17 protein-coding genes are annotated in these 17,809 nt (G+C 31.4%); 12 read left to right on the forward strand and 5 right to left on the reverse strand.

What is annotated here, in order from left to right:
• Positions 1-56: 56 nt before the first annotated feature.
• Positions 57-878, forward strand: coding sequence for a glycosyltransferase family 2 protein (locus BMY33_RS11315; protein ID WP_091408415.1), 822 nt, complete (start codon positions 57-59; stop codon positions 876-878).
• On the opposite strand, the gene BMY33_RS11320 is transcribed toward BMY33_RS11315, so the two are convergent.
• The 3 genes from BMY33_RS11320 to BMY33_RS11330 form a co-directional block, all read right to left on the reverse strand.
• Positions 875-1,939 carry a glycosyltransferase family 9 protein gene (locus BMY33_RS11320; RefSeq protein ID WP_091408416.1) on the reverse strand — a complete coding sequence of 355 codons (1,065 nt, stop codon included), beginning with the start codon at positions 1,937-1,939 and terminating at the stop codon, positions 875-877. The genes BMY33_RS11315 and BMY33_RS11320 overlap by 4 nt on opposite strands.
• 77 nt (positions 1,940-2,016) lie before the next feature.
• The gene (locus tag BMY33_RS11325) at positions 2,017-2,832 is read right to left on the reverse strand and encodes a 2,3,4,5-tetrahydropyridine-2,6-dicarboxylate N-succinyltransferase (RefSeq protein WP_091408419.1); all 816 of its coding nucleotides are present in this window, start codon (positions 2,830-2,832) and stop codon (positions 2,017-2,019) included.
• Positions 2,833-2,888: 56 nt separating this feature from the next.
• The gene (locus BMY33_RS11330) at positions 2,889-3,572 is read right to left on the reverse strand and encodes a hypothetical protein (RefSeq protein ID WP_091408421.1); all 684 of its coding nucleotides are present in this window, start codon (positions 3,570-3,572) and stop codon (positions 2,889-2,891) included.
• Positions 3,573-3,700: 128 nt separating this feature from the next.
• Between BMY33_RS11330 and ruvX the strand changes: the two genes are divergently transcribed.
• The 5 genes from ruvX (at position 3,701) to yidC (ending at position 9,102) form a co-directional block, all read left to right on the forward strand.
• Complete coding sequence (ruvX, locus tag BMY33_RS11335; RefSeq protein WP_091408423.1) at positions 3,701-4,111, forward strand: Holliday junction resolvase RuvX; 411 nt, start codon at positions 3,701-3,703, stop codon at positions 4,109-4,111.
• Between the two features lie 46 nt (positions 4,112-4,157).
• Positions 4,158-4,748 (forward strand): peptide deformylase, encoded by a 591-nt coding sequence (gene def, locus BMY33_RS11340; protein WP_091408425.1) that lies wholly within the window; start codon positions 4,158-4,160, stop codon positions 4,746-4,748.
• Between the two features lie 112 nt (positions 4,749-4,860).
• Positions 4,861-5,280, forward strand: a complete 420-nt coding sequence (locus tag BMY33_RS11345; protein ID WP_091408428.1) for a DUF5606 family protein — start codon at positions 4,861-4,863, stop codon at positions 5,278-5,280.
• Between the two features lie 205 nt (positions 5,281-5,485).
• Positions 5,486-7,120, forward strand: coding sequence for a CTP synthase (locus tag BMY33_RS11350; protein ID WP_091408431.1), 1,635 nt, complete (start codon positions 5,486-5,488; stop codon positions 7,118-7,120).
• 98 nt (positions 7,121-7,218) lie between these two features.
• The gene (gene yidC, locus BMY33_RS11355) at positions 7,219-9,102 is read left to right on the forward strand and encodes a membrane protein insertase YidC (RefSeq protein ID WP_091408432.1); all 1,884 of its coding nucleotides are present in this window, start codon (positions 7,219-7,221) and stop codon (positions 9,100-9,102) included.
• Positions 9,103-9,179: 77 nt separating this feature from the next.
• Here yidC and BMY33_RS11360 read toward each other — a convergent pair whose 3' ends face one another.
• Positions 9,180-10,172, reverse strand: coding sequence for a fasciclin domain-containing protein (locus BMY33_RS11360; RefSeq protein WP_091408435.1), 993 nt, complete (start codon positions 10,170-10,172; stop codon positions 9,180-9,182).
• A 258-nt stretch (positions 10,173-10,430) separates the two neighbouring features.
• Between BMY33_RS11360 and BMY33_RS11365 the strand changes: the two genes are divergently transcribed.
• The 4 genes from BMY33_RS11365 (at position 10,431) to BMY33_RS11380 (ending at position 13,582) form a co-directional block, all read left to right on the forward strand.
• On the forward strand, positions 10,431-11,117 hold the full coding sequence (locus tag BMY33_RS11365; RefSeq protein ID WP_091408438.1) for a toxin-antitoxin system YwqK family antitoxin: 687 nt from the start codon (positions 10,431-10,433) through the stop codon (positions 11,115-11,117).
• A 145-nt stretch (positions 11,118-11,262) separates the two neighbouring features.
• On the forward strand, positions 11,263-12,450 hold the full coding sequence (mnmA, locus tag BMY33_RS11370) for a tRNA 2-thiouridine(34) synthase MnmA (RefSeq protein ID WP_091408441.1): 1,188 nt from the start codon (positions 11,263-11,265) through the stop codon (positions 12,448-12,450).
• 29 nt (positions 12,451-12,479) lie between these two features.
• Complete coding sequence (locus BMY33_RS24010) at positions 12,480-12,638, forward strand: T9SS type A sorting domain-containing protein (RefSeq protein WP_425284221.1); 159 nt, start codon at positions 12,480-12,482, stop codon at positions 12,636-12,638.
• Positions 12,638-13,582: an NAD(P)H-dependent flavin oxidoreductase gene (locus BMY33_RS11380; RefSeq protein ID WP_091408446.1), complete on the forward strand. Its 945-nt coding sequence runs from the start codon at positions 12,638-12,640 to the stop codon at positions 13,580-13,582. Before BMY33_RS24010 ends, BMY33_RS11380 begins: the two co-directional genes overlap by 1 nt.
• A gap of 1 nt (position 13,583) precedes the next feature.
• Here BMY33_RS11380 and BMY33_RS11385 read toward each other — a convergent pair whose 3' ends face one another.
• Entirely contained in the window at positions 13,584-14,870 is a 1,287-nt protein-coding gene (locus BMY33_RS11385; protein ID WP_091408448.1) for a glycosyltransferase, read from the reverse strand.
• 118 nt (positions 14,871-14,988) lie between these two features.
• Between BMY33_RS11385 and mazG the strand changes: the two genes are divergently transcribed.
• Positions 14,989-15,762 (forward strand): nucleoside triphosphate pyrophosphohydrolase, encoded by a 774-nt coding sequence (gene mazG / locus BMY33_RS11390; RefSeq protein ID WP_091408451.1) that lies wholly within the window; start codon positions 14,989-14,991, stop codon positions 15,760-15,762.
• 282 nt (positions 15,763-16,044) lie between these two features.
• Positions 16,045-17,556 carry a helix-turn-helix domain-containing protein gene (locus BMY33_RS11395; protein ID WP_091408453.1) on the forward strand — a complete coding sequence of 504 codons (1,512 nt, stop codon included), beginning with the start codon at positions 16,045-16,047 and terminating at the stop codon, positions 17,554-17,556.
• The last annotated feature ends 253 nt before the right edge of the window (positions 17,557-17,809 follow it).

Consider the following 17,809-nt stretch of genomic DNA (forward strand, 5'->3'; position numbering starts at 1 on the left):
TTGATTGACGCCTTATTTATATAAGGTATCTTGCAAAAATAGTTATTTTTACGGCAATGCAATCACCAGAAATAACAGTAATCATTAGTACTTATAACCAACCTGATTGGTTGGGTAAAGTGTTGTTTGGATATGACTGTCAGAGTATCAATAACTTTCAGGTGATTGTTGCGGATGATGGTTCGGCAGAAGACACTAAAAAATTGATACAAGAATTTTCTAAAACAGTTAAATATTCTTTGAAGCATATCTGGCATGAGGATCAAGGGTTCCGAAAAACAGTAATTTTAAATAAAGCTATTGTGGTTGCTGATTCGGATTATTTATTATTTACTGATGGGGATTGTATTCCTAGAGAAGATTTTATTGAAACCCATTTACGGATGAGAAAATCTGGTTGGTTTTTGTCAGGAGGTTATTTTAAACTACCTAAGGATATTTCGGAACTAATTTCCGAAAAACATATAAGGAACCAAGAATGTTTTGATGTCGATTGGTTAATTAATAAAGGATTAGAGTCTTCGTTTAAATTAAATAAATTAACAGCTGAAGGCAGGAAAGAACGTTTTCTTAATTTTATAACTCCTACCAAAGCTACTTGGGATGGGATGAATGTTTCTGGTTGGAAAAAAGATGTAATGTTGGTTAATGGTTTTGATGAGCGAATGCAATACGGAGGAGAAGATAGAGAGATCGGCGAAAGATTATTTAACTTAGGAATTAAGGCAAAACAAGTACGTTATAGTGCTGTTTGCATACATTTACACCATGAAAGAAGCTATGTTCATCCAGAAATGATTACTAAAAATAAAGCCATAAGGAAAGTTACTAAGCGAGATAATGTAATCAGAACTCCTTTTGGAATTGAAAAAGATTAAAGATTCAGGTTTTGAAGATATGATCTAAGCTTTGGAATGATTAATTCTGAAGAAAGATTTTTGTATAACTCTATTGCTTGGTCTTTCATCTCTTTTGGAGTTTTATCCCAATATAATTCTGGTTTAGTGTCATAGAGATGTACTGATTCATGCGTAATGCCATCTTCAAACATATTCCAGTCTTTTTTAAGAATCCAAGGAGAAAAAATGGTAAATGTAGGTTTATCTAATGCCTTAGCCATATTGACTGCGCCACCTTCATTCCCGATTAATGCATCACAATGGGAGAGTATTGCTATAAATTCGCGTAAACTTTTTCCGAATACATTGAAATGAATATGTTTCTGAGTGTTTTGTGTTGTTAGATTATAAATAGCTTTAGCATCCTTTTCTTGATTCGGAATATAATTAAATAGAATATTCGCAGAAGTTGTAGTTACAATTTCATCAATAACTTTCGCCATATAATCGAAAGGCAACGTTTTTCTCATTTCACTACCTAAAACACTAATCATGATTAGAGGTGTTTCCGGTGTTATTTTGTGCTGTTCCAGATATGTTTTTGAAGTATTTTTTTCTTCTTCAGTTAAGAATATTTTTGGTCGAATAATATTAGTAGCAATTTTATCCTCAGGATATACTAATCTTAATCTATTTTCAATTGCAATAGAAGCATTCGTAATAGGTTCGGGATTTCTGTAAATTACTTTAGAGTACAGGAATTGAGTATACCATTTATGAAAAGATATTTTCTTCGGAGCTTTAGAAAAATAGGAGATGAGGTTGCTTTCTAGTTTCCCATAAGCATCAACAACTAGATCGTATTTTGATTTTTTGATTTCTTTTAAAAAAGAATAGAATGCTTTTTTGTTATTACGATATTCATTTTTGAACTCTACAATAGTATTGAAAAATGGATTTCCAAGGATTACTGGTTTTGTATTAGAGTTTACTAGATAGTCAATAGTAGCATCAGGATATTCTTTTCTTAATGCTTCGCAAATAACAGTGCTTGTTAGGACATCACCGATCATTTTTTGTTGAATGACTAATATTTTCATTTACTAAACTATTGATTAAAAGAATGAGCTTGCCTAAAAAAAAGACAAGCTCACAAGTATACATATTTTATTTGTAATTAGACAGCTACATCGTGCTCTCTAAGCGCATCGTTAAGTGAAGTTTTTTTGTTTGTACTCTCTTTGCGTTTTCCTATAATTAAAGCACAAGGAACGTTGTATTCGCCAGCTGGAAATTTCTTTGTATAACTACCCGGAATTACAACAGATCTTGCAGGTACAACTCCTTTTCTTTCTACAGGAGTATCTCCAGTAACATCAATAATTTTAGTAGAAGCAGTTAATACTACATTAGCTCCAAGTACGGCTTCAGTTTCTACACGAACACCTTCTACTACAATACATCTGGATCCAATAAAAGCATTATCTTCAATGATAACTGGAGCGGCTTGTAATGGTTCTAAAACACCACCAATTCCAACACCACCACTAAGGTGAACATTTTTACCAATTTGCGCACAACTTCCTACAGTTGCCCAGGTGTCTACCATGGTACCTTCTTCTACGTGAGCACCAATATTTACATAACTTGGCATTAAAATGGTGCCAGGAGAAATATAGGCTCCATGACGAGCTACCGCATTAGGAACTACTCGAATACCTTTTGCTTCATATCCTTTTTTTAATGGAATCTTGTCGTGGTATTCGAAAATACCTGCTTCTAGTGTTTTCATTTTTTGAATTGGAAAATAGAGTACAACCCCTTTTTTTACCCATTCATTTACCTGCCATCCACCTTCTATAGGTTCTGCTACACGAAGTTCTCCAGAATCTAATAAGTCTACAACTTTTCTGATAGCATCCTGAGTACTCGTTTCTTTTAAAAGCTCTCTATTATCCCAAGCTTTTTCTATGGTCTCTTTTAGTTGGTTCATTTATTAAAAAATTTTGGTAAATATAAAGATTGTCATATAATATTAACTCGTATCGTTTATTTTTGTAACGAAGTTTTATGAATTTCAAGAATCCTGATAAGTTCATAAATGAAAAGAGTAATACCAAGCATCTCCATAAACTCTTCTATTGTATAGAGAATAAAAAACCTTGGTATGATTCTTATCTCCTGTTGGGCATATTCGTTTTGACCAATATACCAGCCAGATATCATTTCTAATCCAATAGCTCCTGCAATAAATATTGTACCTGAGCTAATAAACATAAATAATGTTCTCCTAGGAAGTTTAAAAATAGGTTTAAGATATAATAAACCAATTACCGTGGTAATAATCCCATATGGAATAACCCAAGCATAATGAAAAATACCTGAAGTGTTTTCTAAAAAAGAAAACTGAGGTCCAATTTTTTCGTGAATGCGGAGAAGTTCATCAAGAGAAAGAAATAAAAATAGAATACTTAACGAAGTCCAGAATGTTTTTTTGATATTAATGAATGAATTGTTAAAAGCAATTTTTAATAATAATGCAGATGCGAAAAAAAGAAGAAAACTAGAAAAAATGGAAGGCACATTTTTTTCGTTGTCAAAATTAAATTTTTTAAAAAAGAAATCATTTTGATCTAGTTGATTATTGTATAAATTCCAATAACTCGTTATATTAAGAACTAATAAGGTGACAATTATCCCTACTAATATATATAAGTATTTTTTTGAATTCATTAATCAATATGGCTTTAGGTAGATGAAAATGCTGTTTGAAGTTGAAAATAATATCTAAGTAAATATATGTAATAATAATAAGTGTAGAAGTTTTTATAATAATATCATACTTTTGCACAAAATTGATTATGGCAAGGATTTTAGCAATAGATTATGGAGGAAAAAGATGCGGGATTGCAGTTACCGACGAATCCAAGATTATAGCCTCTGGTTTAACGACCGTAGATACTAAAGAGTTGTTAAGTTGGTTGAAGGAGTATGTTTCGAAAGAAGAAGTGGAATTGTTCGTAGTTGGTGAACCAAAGAGATTGCACGGAGAAGCTTCGGAGAGTGAAAAATTAATCCAACCGTTTTTAGAAAAATTAGAAAAATTATTGCCGGATATTCCTGTAAAAAGAATTGATGAACGATTTACATCTAAAATAGCTTTTGATACTATGATTGCTAGTGGTATATCCAAAAAGAAGCGAAGAGATAAGGCATTAGTAGATCAGATTAGTGCTACTATCATACTCCAGGATTATCTTTATAATTTATAGAAGTATTTTTAAAAATAAGAGAATAAAAACAGAGAATATTAATAATATGATTATACCAATTGTTGCGTACGGTGATCCGGTATTGAAGAAAAAAGCAAAGGAGATTAATAAAGAATATCCAAAGCTTTCAGAGTTACTAGAAAATATGTTTGAGACTATGTACAATGCACATGGTGTTGGATTGGCTGCTCCCCAAATTGGACTTCCAATACGATTATTTTTGGTAGATGCTGAGCCCTTTGCGGATGATGAGGAACTTTCTGAAGAAGAAAGAGAAGTGCTAAAAGGGTTTAGAAAAGTTTTTATAAATGCTAGGATTATAGAGGAAACAGGAGAAGAATGGGCATTTACAGAAGGATGTCTTAGTATTCCTGAAGTTAGAGAAGATGTATTCAGAAAAGAAACAATTAAGATTAACTATTTTGACGAGAACTTTGTTGAATATACAGAGACATATACGGGGCTTGCCGCACGAGTGATTCAGCATGAATACGATCACATAGAAGGAGTTTTGTTTACAGATAAACTATCCAGCCTTAAAAAACGTTTAATTAAGGGGAAACTTACTAATATATCTAAAGGAAAGATTAGTGCTGATTATAGAATGAAGTTTCCTTTAGCCAAAAAAGGACGTTAGAAAAGATTTTCAATACATTCTTAAAGTAAGAATTAAATAAATAATTTATGTTGGTTAATGTTTGATTTTTAAAAATGAACTACTGATATTTGCCAACTTTGAATGTAAATTTATGAGCTTAGACAAAATATTATCAATTTCTGGAAAACCAGGTTTATATGAATTAAAGGCACAAACTAGAAGTGGTTTTGTAGCAGAATCATTAGCGGATGGAAAAAAACTATCTGTTAGTATTCAAAATAATGTTAGTATTCTTAGTGAAATAGCAATTTATACTTTTACGGAAGAAGTTCCGTTAAGAGAAATTTTTAAGAGAATCCAAGAAAAAGAGAACGGAGAAAAAGCTATAAGCCATAAAGAGTCTAAGAATAAATTAGAAGCTTATTTTAGCGAGATATTACCAGATTATGATGAAGATAGGGTGTATGTTAGTGATATGAAGAAAGTAATACAGTGGTATAATATTTTACAAGCTAAAGGAATCACTGATTTTGAAGAGCCGGAAGAAGTAACTTCTGATGAAGAAGAATAAAGAGTTTTTAGATAAATAAAAAACCCATCTCAAGTAGATGGGTTTTTTGTTTTCATACTTTAATAATTCATTTTCAGTTTTTTACACTGTTAAAGAATTATGGATAAGTTGCATAAATATTGCCTTATTTTCAATGCTTTGTTTGGGTTCTTCTTTGTATTTTTGCGCAAAATTTAAACACAACCGAACAAATAGTTAAGTTTACATGGCTAATACCAAATATGTTTTTGTGACAGGAGGTGTATCCTCTTCTTTAGGAAAAGGAATTATAGCAGCTTCATTGGCAAAATTGCTTCAGGCTAGAGGATATAGAGTTACGATTCAGAAATTAGATCCGTATATCAATGTTGATCCTGGAACGTTGAACCCATATGAACACGGAGAATGTTATGTAACTGATGATGGTGCAGAAACGGACCTTGACTTAGGACATTATGAACGTTTTTTAAATACACCAACTTCTCAAGCAAATAATGTCACTACAGGTAGGATATATCAGAGTGTTATAGAAAAAGAACGCCGTGGAGAGTTTCTTGGTAAAACTGTTCAAGTGGTTCCCCATATAACCAACGAAATAAAAGAGAGAATCCAAATTCTTGGTAAGAGCGGTGATTATGATATCGTAATCACTGAAATAGGAGGAACAGTTGGTGATATTGAGTCTTTGCCATATATAGAGGCAGTTAGACAACTAAAATGGGAATTAGGAGATACTAATGCTTTAGTGATTCATCTAACGTTAATACCATACCTTTCTGCAGCAGGAGAATTAAAAACTAAGCCAACACAACATAGTGTAAAGACATTGATGGAAAGCGGCATTAAAGCTGATATATTAGTGTGCAGAACAGAACACGAACTATCTGATGATTTGCGTAGAAAACTGGCTTTATTTTGTAATGTAAAAGAAGAAGCTGTTATTCAGTCTATCGATGCTTCAACTATTTATGATGTGCCGAATTTAATGTTGGAAGAAGGGTTAGATGCGGTTGTGCTTAAACAACTAGTATTAAGAGATGATAATGTTCCTAATTTAGATAAGTGGAATGATTTCCTTAAAAGGCATAAAAATCCAAAATGTGAAGTTACTATAGGTCTTATTGGGAAGTATGTGGAATTACAAGATTCTTATAAATCTATTTTGGAAGCGTTTATACATGCCGGTGCAGAAAATGAGGTAAAAGTAAACGTAGAAAGTATACATTCTGAGTATATTGATGATGATACAATATCAAATAAGATTGCTCATCTCGATGGGATATTGGTAGCTCCAGGTTTTGGAGAAAGAGGAATCGAAGGAAAAATAAAAGCAGTACAATATGCTAGAGAAAACAAATTACCATTTTTTGGGATTTGTTTGGGAATGCAAATGGCTGTTATAGAATATTCTCGTAATATTTTAGGATTAAAAGATGCTTGCTCTGTAGAGGTAGATGAAAGTACGGCTAACCCTGTGATCAGTTTAATGGAAGAACAAAAAAACATTACTGATATGGGTGGAACTATGAGACTTGGTGCTTGGGATTGTAAATTAGTAGAAGATAGTAAAGTCTTTGAGGCCTATGATACATCATTTATTACGGAACGTCATCGTCATCGTTATGAGTATAATGATAGGTATAAAGGACAATTAGAGAATGCAGGACTTAAAACAACAGGAGTTAATCCTAAAACTGGTTTAGTAGAAATTGTAGAAATTCCTGAACACCCTTGGTTTGTGGGTGTGCAATATCATCCAGAATATAAAAGTACTGTAGCTAATCCTCATCCACTTTTTGTGGCTTTTGTAAAAGCAGCTGTGGCATATTCTAATAGTAATAAAGATGCCAAAGTGTCATAATACCTTGAACTGGCTAGATAATTGAAAACAAAAAAGTAATATAATTTTAGAAAGCCTCTTTTAACTAAAGGTTTGGAGGCTTTTTTATACACATATCAATGGAAGAAAAGAAGTTTGACCTAAATACAGTAATTGGATTTGTACTGATATTTGGAATTTTTGCTTGGATGTTTTGGGTTAATAAACCCACAGCAGAAGAGATTGAGGCACAAAAAGCAGAACAAGAACAAGTTGAAGCCGAAGAAAAAGCTGAAGATAATAAGACTGCGGAGTTTGTTGAACAAAGTAAGGCTATTGTGGTAAACCCTCAGGATTCCTTAGCTGCAGTTGCGGCAAAATCTCAATTAGGAGCCTTTGCATATTCTGCCAGCTTGCCTTCCGCAAAAGAGAATATTACAAAAATAGAAAATGAAGTTTTAAGCTTAAAGATTAATAATAGAGGAGGTTATATTGAAGAAGCACTGCTTAAAAACTTTAAAACATATGATTCAGTTCCTCTTTATTTAATTAAAGATGGTAAGAATGCTTCTTTTAATCTGAATTTTGGAACTACGGATAATAGAATTTTAAATACAAAAGATCTGTTTTTTGAACCTACTGTGTCTAAAAATGGAGAGAATACTGTATTGTCAATGAAGCTTAAGGTTTCGGATTCTAAATTTTTAGAATATCGTTATGAGTTGAAACCTAATGAATATATGTTGGACTTTTCAATCAGATCACAAGGTTTACAACAGGTGTTTAATACAAGTCAGGTTGTTAATTTGGATTGGAAATTACAAGCTATAAGGCAAGCTAAAAGTGCTTCATATGAAAATCGATATACAGATATTCATTATGAATATGAAGGTGATAAGGATGATTTTACGGGTCAAGGGGATTTTGATGAAGACAAAGAAGAACAAGTAAATTGGGTTGGATTTAAACAACATTTCTTTACATCTATCTTACTAACAGATACTCCGTTTAAAACAGCTACTCTAGCTTCTAAAAATATTGCTAACTCAAGTGAATTGGATGATAAAGATATTACAGTTACCAAAGAGTTTGCGGCCTCTTTACCTTTAGAACTTCAGGGAGGTGAATTAAATTATAATATGAATTGGTACTATGGTCCAACAGATTATAAAATTCTAAGTTCTTATGATCGTAATCTAGATGAAATTGTACCTCTAGGATGGGGGATTTTTGGTATAATAAATAGGTATATATTTATTCCATTTTTTGCCTTCTTAAGTGGTTTTCTTCCATATGGTATAGCTATTGTTGTTATGACTATTGTAGTTAGAATTGTATTATCTCCTGTGACATATAAGTCTTATGTTTCTCAAGCTAAAATGAAGATATTAAAGCCTGAGATTGCTGAAATTACTGAAAAGTATAAGGATAATGCTATGAAAAAGCAGCAGGAAACAATGGCTTTATATAGTAAAGCAGGTGCCAGCCCTATGAGTGGTTGTTTACCTGCATTGATGCAGATTCCAGTTTTTTATGCATTGTTTAATTTCTTTCCAAGTGCTTTTGATTTAAGACAAAAGAGTTTCTTATGGGCAGATGATCTATCAAGTTATGATACCATAGCGAAATTGCCGTTTGAAATACCATTTTATGGAGATCATATTAGTTTATTTCCGATCCTAGCGTCGATCGCTATCTTTATTTATATGATGATGACTACAGGACAGACAATGCAACAGCAACAACCTGGGATGCCTAATATGAAATTTATAATGTATCTATCCCCATTAATGATGTTGGTGTTTTTTAATAACTATGCGAGTGGATTATCATTATACTATTTCATTTCTAATCTAATTACGATTGGTATTATGTTAGTGATAAAGAATGTAATTATTGATGAAGATAAAATTCATGCAAAGATTCAAGAGAATAAGAAGAAACCTAAGAAACAAGGTAAGTTTCAAAAGAGAATGAAGGAACTCATGGATCAAGCGGAACAACAAAAAACGAAGAAGAAATAATAAGTTTTTATTAAAAAGAGAGCCCCATTTTTCAATTGAAAAATGGGGCTCTCTTTTTTTGAGTTTATTGATAGTAGTTAATTAGGATCTATTGATGGTAGATCCAAAACAACTTTATCTATGACGTGGATAATTCCATTTGTTGCTTGTACATCGGTAAAAATGATTGTACTAGCACTTGCAGGATCATTTCCTTCTAGTCTTATTGTTTTAGCAGCAACATCAATCGTAATTTCTTTTGACAAAGTTGTAAGATTTCCGTCTACTAAATCAGCTTCTCTTACATTACTACTTGGCACAACATGAAGGTTTAAAGCATTTGTTAATACAGTTTCTTCAATATCTCCAGGAACGGTCCAATTATTATTAACATCTAATAAAGCATCAAAAGCAGTATTATTTGGTGCGAATACTGTAAAAGGACCTTCTCCTTGTAAAGTAGTAACATAATCAAAACTGTATGCAGTTAGGGCTTCTACTAGTCTTGAAAAATTAGGATCTGCTGTAGCAAATGTAGTTACATCTGGTAATTCAATGACCGCATCAATTTTGTGTATTATACCATTAGAAGCAGCAATGTCTGGTGTGCTTACGGTAGCTCCTCCATTAAAAACTACTCCATTAGCAGTATTGTAATAAATACTAATAGTAGATCCATTAGGGCCAGCTGTTGAAGAGGTTTCGGCATAACCAGCTACATTATTTGTAAGAGTTGTCGAGCTAATTTCTCCCGGAATAACATGATTTAATAAAAGTTGTTGTAATTCATCTGTTGGAATAGCATTAATATCCGCATAATTGTTTGCTGTAAGAAATGCCTGCATAGCAGTATCTGTGGGAGCTAAAACTGTAAATGGACCGGTTCCATTAAGAATTGAGACTAAATCTCCATCTGCAGCAGCAAGAGCGGTTACTAATAATGAAAGATCAGAATCTCCAGTGGCAATTGCGACTATATTATCATCTGTTGGTATAATAACATTACCATCATCATCGTTCCCGCAGGATGAAGCTGTTAAAATTAATGCTACAATAATAATAGCATTGGTGATTTTTGAAATAATTTTCATGTTTTTGAGTTTTAAAAGTTAAAATTTGTTCAGATAAGCTAACGTGGTATTTATTTCATATATTTTTAATTGTTTGTTAAACAAAAGTTAACAGTACCTACTTTTGTTATCAGTTAGTTGTTTTTTTGGAAGTTTTAATGTTTTTTTTGTAGGACTTTTTTTATATAAAAAAAGTAAAATATTTTCTTTTGATTGTATTTTTATTGAATATTGGTACGCTTTTTGGATTAATTAGTTACTTAAAAATGAAATAAAACCATGCGAAATAGATTTTTATTTTTCGTTTTTGTTTACATGACTACGATTGGATATACCCAAAAGTTTAATTCCTTTGACGGGGAAGGGAAGAGACATGGAAGATGGCAAAAAAAATATGTAAATAGCGATCAACTTCGTTATGAGGGTACTTTTGATCATGGAAAAGAAATTGGTGAGTTTAAGTTTTATAAACCAAATAGTGGAACAATACCAACAGCTACTAAAATGTTTTCTTCTGACTCAGATAGTGTTCAAGTAAAATATTTTACTGCGAAGGGTAAAGTTATTAGTAAAGGGAAAATGATAGGTAAAGAAAGAGTTGGGCTATGGACATACTATCATAAAGGATCTTCTAAAATAATGATGACAGAAGACTATAAAGCGGGAAAACTTCATGGAGAACAGAAAACATATTTTGAAAATGGTCAGTTAACCGAAAAAATTATTTACGTAAGAGGTGAAAAACAAGGTAAACGTATTGTGTATTCTGAGAAAGGAGTTCTAATTAAGGAGTTTACTTATGAAAATGATCAATTACATGGTATTACCAAATACTATGATGTTAAAGGAAGAGTTAGAATAGAAGGTAATTATAAGAGAGATCGTAAAGATGGTATATGGAGTTATTATGAAAATGGAAAATTATTGGAACAAAAAAGATTTCCTATTGGAAAAACAGGTTCATAGTATAAGTTTTTAGAATCGACATATAGAAAAAACCTTAAGGCAATGCATAAGCATTGCTTTTTTTATTTATTATTTTTGCAGATAATTTTTAAATTAAAATATCTTCATTTTGTTTTGAAGATATTAAGTAAATAAAGCATTGATAATGAAAAGGGTTATTGTAGGTTTATCAGGAGGAGTAGATTCGAGTGTAGCGGCGTATCTATTAAAAGAACAGGGTTATGAAGTGATAGGTCTTTTTATGAAAAATTGGCATGATGATTCTGTGACCATTTCTGATGAATGCCCTTGGTTAGATGACAGTAATGATGCGTTGCTTGTAGCAGAAAAATTAGGTATACCTTTCCAAACGGTTGATCTCAGTGAAGAATACAAAGAGCGTATAGTAGATTATATGTTTAATGAGTATGAAAGGGGAAGAACACCTAATCCAGATGTTTTATGTAATCGAGAGATTAAATTTGATGTTTTTTTAAAAATAGCTTTGTCTTTAGGAGCAGATTATGTTGCTACAGGACATTATTGTAGAAAAGATACAATATTAAAAGAAGGAAAGGAAGTCCACAGATTATTGGCGGGTAAAGACCCTAATAAAGATCAATCTTATTTTTTGTGTCAATTATCACAGGATCAATTATCGAAGACACTTTTTCCTGTAGGGGAGTTGTTAAAACCAGAGGTGCGGGAGATAGCAAAAGAACAAAATCTAGTTACTGCAGATAAGAAAGATTCTCAAGGATTGTGTTTTATTGGGAAAGTTAGACTTCCAGAGTTTCTTCAGCAAAAATTACAACCTAAACAAGGTGATATCATCGAGATTTCTTCCACAGAAGAAATGTATAATAAAACCATTCCAAATTTTAATTCAAAAGAAGAAGAATTAGAGTTTCTCTCTTTAAAATATCAATATGGTGTTAATAATGGGAAAATTGTTGGAAAACATCAAGGAGCACATTATTATACTAAAGGTCAACGAAAAGGTTTAGCTGTTGGAGGTACTCCGGAACCATTGTTTGTTATCGAAACCGACGTTAAAACTAATGTGATTTATACCGGGCAAGGTAAAGAACACCCGGGTTTATATAGAAGAGGTCTTTTTATTAGTAATGATGAATTGCACTGGGTACGATCAGATCTTAAGTTACAGGTGGATGAGAAATTAGATGTTATGGCAAGAATACGATACAGACAATCATTGGAAAAAGCGACCTTACATCAGGTAGATTCCGGTATGTATATTGTTTTTGAAAATCCTCAGAGTGCAATTATGGAAGGTCAGTTTGTTGCTTGGTATAAAGATGAAGAATTAGTTGGGTCGGGAGTAATTTCTTAACTTATATTAGTTTTGTTACTATTGAATCTATTAAAATTCGCATCTTTACTGCAGAGGGCAAATTAGTAAAATCAGAATCTGTGACGAATGGAAAACTTGTTTCATTGAGCAATCTATCTAATGGTCTATACTTAGTGGAATTAATTTCAGGAACCTCTCGTCATACATTGAAGATATCAAAATATTAATGAATAAAATCAAAGGACTTTTTAAAATTCAATATCCCATTGTTCAAGGTGGGATGATTTGGGCAAGCGGATGGAAACTTGCAAGTGCAGTTAGTAATTCAGGAGGTTTAGGAGTTATAGGAGCTGGTTCTATGTATCCTGAGGTGTTAAGAGAGCATATACAGAAATGTAAAAAAGCTACGGACAAGCCATTTGGTGTAAATGTTCCTATGCTATATCCAAATCTTCAAGAAATTATTGAAATTATAATCGAAGAGGATGTAAAGATAGTTTTTACATCGGCCGGTAATCCTAAAACATATACTTCTTATCTTAAAGAAAAGGGTATTACTGTTGTACATGTAGTAAGCAGCTTAAAATTTGCTTTAAAAGCGCAAAACGCGGGAGTAGATGCGATCGTAGCTGAGGGTTTTGAAGCAGGAGGTCATAACGGAAGAGATGAGACAACTACTTTGGCGTTAATTCCTATGGTCAAAGAAAAAATAAGTATTCCTTTAATTGCTGCTGGAGGTATTGCAACAGGTTCTTCCATGTTTGCTGTAATGTCTTTAGGAGCTGATGGAGTTCAGATTGGTAGTAGGTTTGTGGCTAGTGAAGAAGCTTCTTCTCATAAGGATTTTAAACAAATGGTCGTAGATGCTAAAGAAGGAGATACACATCTTACTTTAAAAGAATTAGCTCCAGTTAGAATGTTGAAAAATAAATTTTATAATGATGTTGCGGAGTTATATGTCAAGGGACCATCAATAGATGAGTTAAAGACATTGTTAGGTCGTGCAAGAGCGAAAAAAGGAATGTTTGAAGGGGATCTTATAGAAGGTGAATTAGAAATAGGACAAGTATCTGGTTTGATTCACGATATCAAGCCTGTCGAGCAAATAATAAACGATTTGATAATTAATTTTAATGAAACTCAAAAACAAATGAATAGAATTGATTTTTGATTTATGAAGATACAAGATCTATAATGTGTTTTTCACAAATGTCAAGAGTGTTATAGGAATTTAAAGTTTTTTGTACTTTTTCTACATTGTCATAGTATATTTCTGAGTTTAATATCTTGTTAACAGCATTTTGTAATGAAATTGATCGAGGTCTTTCTGTTTTTAGATCTATACCTAATCCGCAATAATCAATACGTGCACAAATTTCATTTTTACCTTCATTGATTCCTGCAGTGACCATAGGTACTCCATGTTTAATGCTAATCATGCTACTTCCATATCCGCCATTAGTGATAAAAACATTTGTTAACGGCATTACAATATCATAGGAAATAAAGTCTTCAATATGTATGTTTTTATGAGGGTACTTTTTCCGTAATAGCTCGGTTTCATTGTATCCAGTAGCTACTAAAACATTATAATTGGTATTTTTAAAAGCGTCTAATGCAGGTTCGATAAGCTTTTTACTGTTTTTTTCTACTGTTCCTTGAGAAATTAGAATAGTTTTTTTTCCAAGGTCTAATATGTTTTTCCAATCTTTAACTAGACTATTTTTATGGTTATTCCAAGTATGTAAAGCTCCAACATATCGTATAGTTTTTGGGGTGAAATGTCTAGGATAATCCATTTCTGGCACTCCGTTTTGTAAGAAAACAGAGGAATTTAGTGGAGCAATATCAAAAATGTTATGTTCTTCCTTGGGTAAATTTAGATTTTCCAACAATTCATTGTATGCTTCTTTAGTTTCCTTAAAAAGTAACTTTTCTGCCATGAGCTTGATGAAATTTTGTTTTCGTTTACTTATGAAATTAGTTGCAGGTTGATGTCCCAAACCATATTGAGGTATATCAGATGCGGATAAAGCTAATGGAACGACGCCAATACCAACAACTGGAACATTTAATTTATCTTTTACAATAGTTCCAGGAAACATATTGTCGTATACTAATATATCAAAGGAGAAAGATGAATATAACTCTTTAACATCGATATAATAGTTTTTCATTCTATGTATAAATAGATTTATGATGTCAAATTTTATATGGGAAATTCCTTTTAGTTTTTTACGTTCTGGATATGCCTCATCTAATTCAGAAACTTTGATTTCTTCAGCTTTTTTAAACGGTATATATGGAACTTCCATCTGCTCCAATTTTTTTTTATACGTTTTTCCTGTGTACCATCTAACGTCATGCCCTTTTTCTCTTAGATGTACTGCTAATTGAGTCATCGGATTAAAATGTCCATCTGCAGGAATACAAGCGAAAAGAATTTTTAGGGAGGACATACACAGAATTTTGTTATTACATAAGCCTCAAAGCTATACTTTTTTTGGAGAAAAATACTTTTATTATCAAATTAATAAAAGGATGATATTATCCGTATTTTTGAAATAAAATGATAGGATGAATTCTAGAGAAAATAAATTAAAAGCTTTTGATAGATTGCTTACGATAATGGATGAATTGCGAGAGAAATGTCCGTGGGATAAAAAGCAAACATTACAATCTCTTAGACACCTTACTATTGAAGAAACCTATGAATTGGGGGATGCTATTTTAGATAATGATCTTAATGAAGTTAAGAAAGAACTTGGAGATTTACTTTTACATATTGTATTTTATTCTAAAATAGGGAGTGAAACTAAACATTTTGATATTGCCGATGTAGCTAATGAAATATGTGAAAAATTAATAAGTCGTCATCCCCATATTTATGGTGATGTAGAGGTAACGGACGAAGAAGATGTAAAACGAAATTGGGAGAACTTAAAGCTTAAAGAAGGAAAGGAAAGTGTTCTTGAGGGTGTTCCTAAATCTTTACCGGCTTTAGTGAAAGCAAGTCGTATCCAAGATAAAGTGGCTGGAGTAGGATTTGATTGGGAAGAGCCACAACAGGTTTTCGAAAAGCTAGAGGAAGAATTGGCAGAGCTCCAAGATGAAATCAAAAAAGATGATACTGATAGAATTGAATCTGAATTTGGAGATGTATTATTCTCGATGATCAATTATGCTCGTTTTCTAAATATTAATCCAGAAGATGCTTTAGAAAGAACTAATAAAAAATTTATTAAGCGATTTCAGTATTTAGAGAAGAAAGCGAAAGAAAAAAGTAAAAGTTTACAGGATATGACACTTGCGGAGATGGATGTATTTTGGGAAGAAGCCAAAAAAATATAAGTTTATATTATTTTATTTCTTAAGTGCTTATCATTTTATTATTATTAAAAAGAATCTCAAGTTGAGGTTTTTTTGCTTTTTCAGGTTTTTTTTCAATGAATTTTATTGATATTTCGCAAGTATTTTACGGTATAACCATATTTTTTAAAAATATTTTTTTATTCTTAAAGTATTGATTTTACTGGTTTTTTGAGTAAGATATTATCGGGATATGCTCTGTTATGAAAAAATTATGAAAAAGTTGTCGTAAATTAGGAAGTATAATTATTTAGTAATAATTGTGTGGCTAACTCAAAAAAAAATATAAAAATATCTTTACTGGGTATCTTTATTTTATTCTCTATTACTTCCACTGTATATAGTTTTGGAAATAATAAGATAATAGATAAGGAGAGCAATTCTTTATATATCCAGGAAAAGTTCGATACTAAAGAACAATACCAATCGGTTATTGATAGATATCTTAATGCCTTAGAAGAAAAACGTTCAGATTCCTTATCTGTATTTCAGAAATTAGCTTTTACCTATTCTGAAATGAAAGAACCTGAATTAGCGGTTCAGTATATCAATAGATATGTGAAAGCAAGTTTAGATATTTCTTTTGTTGGTCATAGTTTCTTTGATAATATTAGTGATTCTGAACCTTATGAATTATTAGCAAATAAATATTTAAAAAAAGTTGATTTATGGTCAATTTTTTGTTTGTATACTGGTTTTATTGGTTTTTTTGTAGCTCTTGTGTTAAACCTTAGAAAGCGTTCTGATAAAGTTGCTAATCTTTTAATGAGCTTTTTTGTTTTACTGCATTCCTTTTTTATTCTCCATATTTGCGCATTATTGACAAATTATCAATATTACTTTTCTGATAGTCTATATATATCCACGTCGTTTTCATTTCTATATGGTCCATTGATTTATTTTTATTTTAAAAGAGTAATAAATAAGTATGTTTTTAGGAATATCGACCTTTTGCATTTAGTTCCGACATTATTATTGATTGTATTCTTATTATTACCGGTTTATTTTTTGTCAGCAGAAGAAAAACTAAAAATGATGTTAAATGGTACTGTCCCACATGGTACCTTAATTACAATTGTGAAATTAATATCACTTATAGTTTATGGTGGTTTGGTACTAGTAATTTATATAAAATCTATAAAGAGTAAGAAACCTGTTTTACGTATGCAATCTATCTGGCAAAGAAATATTGTAATTTTTTGTTCTTTATATATAGTTACCTATAGTATTTATGCTTTTTTAATTATTTCAAAAATTTACAGTGGTATTCTATTTAATACGCAAGTTGGTTTAATGGCTTTTTTAGTATTGTATGTTAGTTATACCGCTTTTGTTCAACCGAGTATTTTTGGAGGCTTAAAAGTAATTAAGACTAAACCAAAAAATAAAGTGCCAGTTCCTAAGTATGTTAAATCAGGATTAACGGAAGGCTTGTCAGTAGAGTTAAAGGAAAAATTATTATACTTATTAAATGAAGAAAAAATTTATAAGCAAAATAATATAACACTTCAAGTACTTTCGGAGTTAATGGATACTACAAGGCATAATACTTCGCAAATTATAAATGAGCATTTTAATTTGAACTTCTTTGAGTTAATAAATAAATATAGAATCGAAGAAGCAAAAGAACTTTTAAAAGGTGAAAAACATAAGAACTTTAATATTATTGATATCGCTTATGAGGTTGGATTTAATAATAAAGTAACCTTTAATAAATCTTTCAAAAAATATAATCAAGTAACACCTTCTGAATACCTAAAATCATTAGTAGCTTGATGCATATGTGTTTTAGTAAACATTCTTCGGAATAAAGTAAATCTTTTTCGGTAAAGGTAAACCTTGATAAGGGTTACCCGACTTTATATTTTCTATCACTTCTTTTACATTGTAATCATAAATAGGATGTGCATTTTCTATATAGACTTTGTTCAAGTTTTGTGAAATTTAATATTTGAGTTAGCCATCAAAATATTAGTGCCATCCTCTTGTGATTGCATTGTTTTTAAACAATTGCAATAGTTACTTTTTC

The organism is Aquimarina amphilecti, assembly GCF_900109375.1.
GTDB lineage: Bacteria > Bacteroidota > Bacteroidia > Flavobacteriales > Flavobacteriaceae > Aquimarina > Aquimarina amphilecti.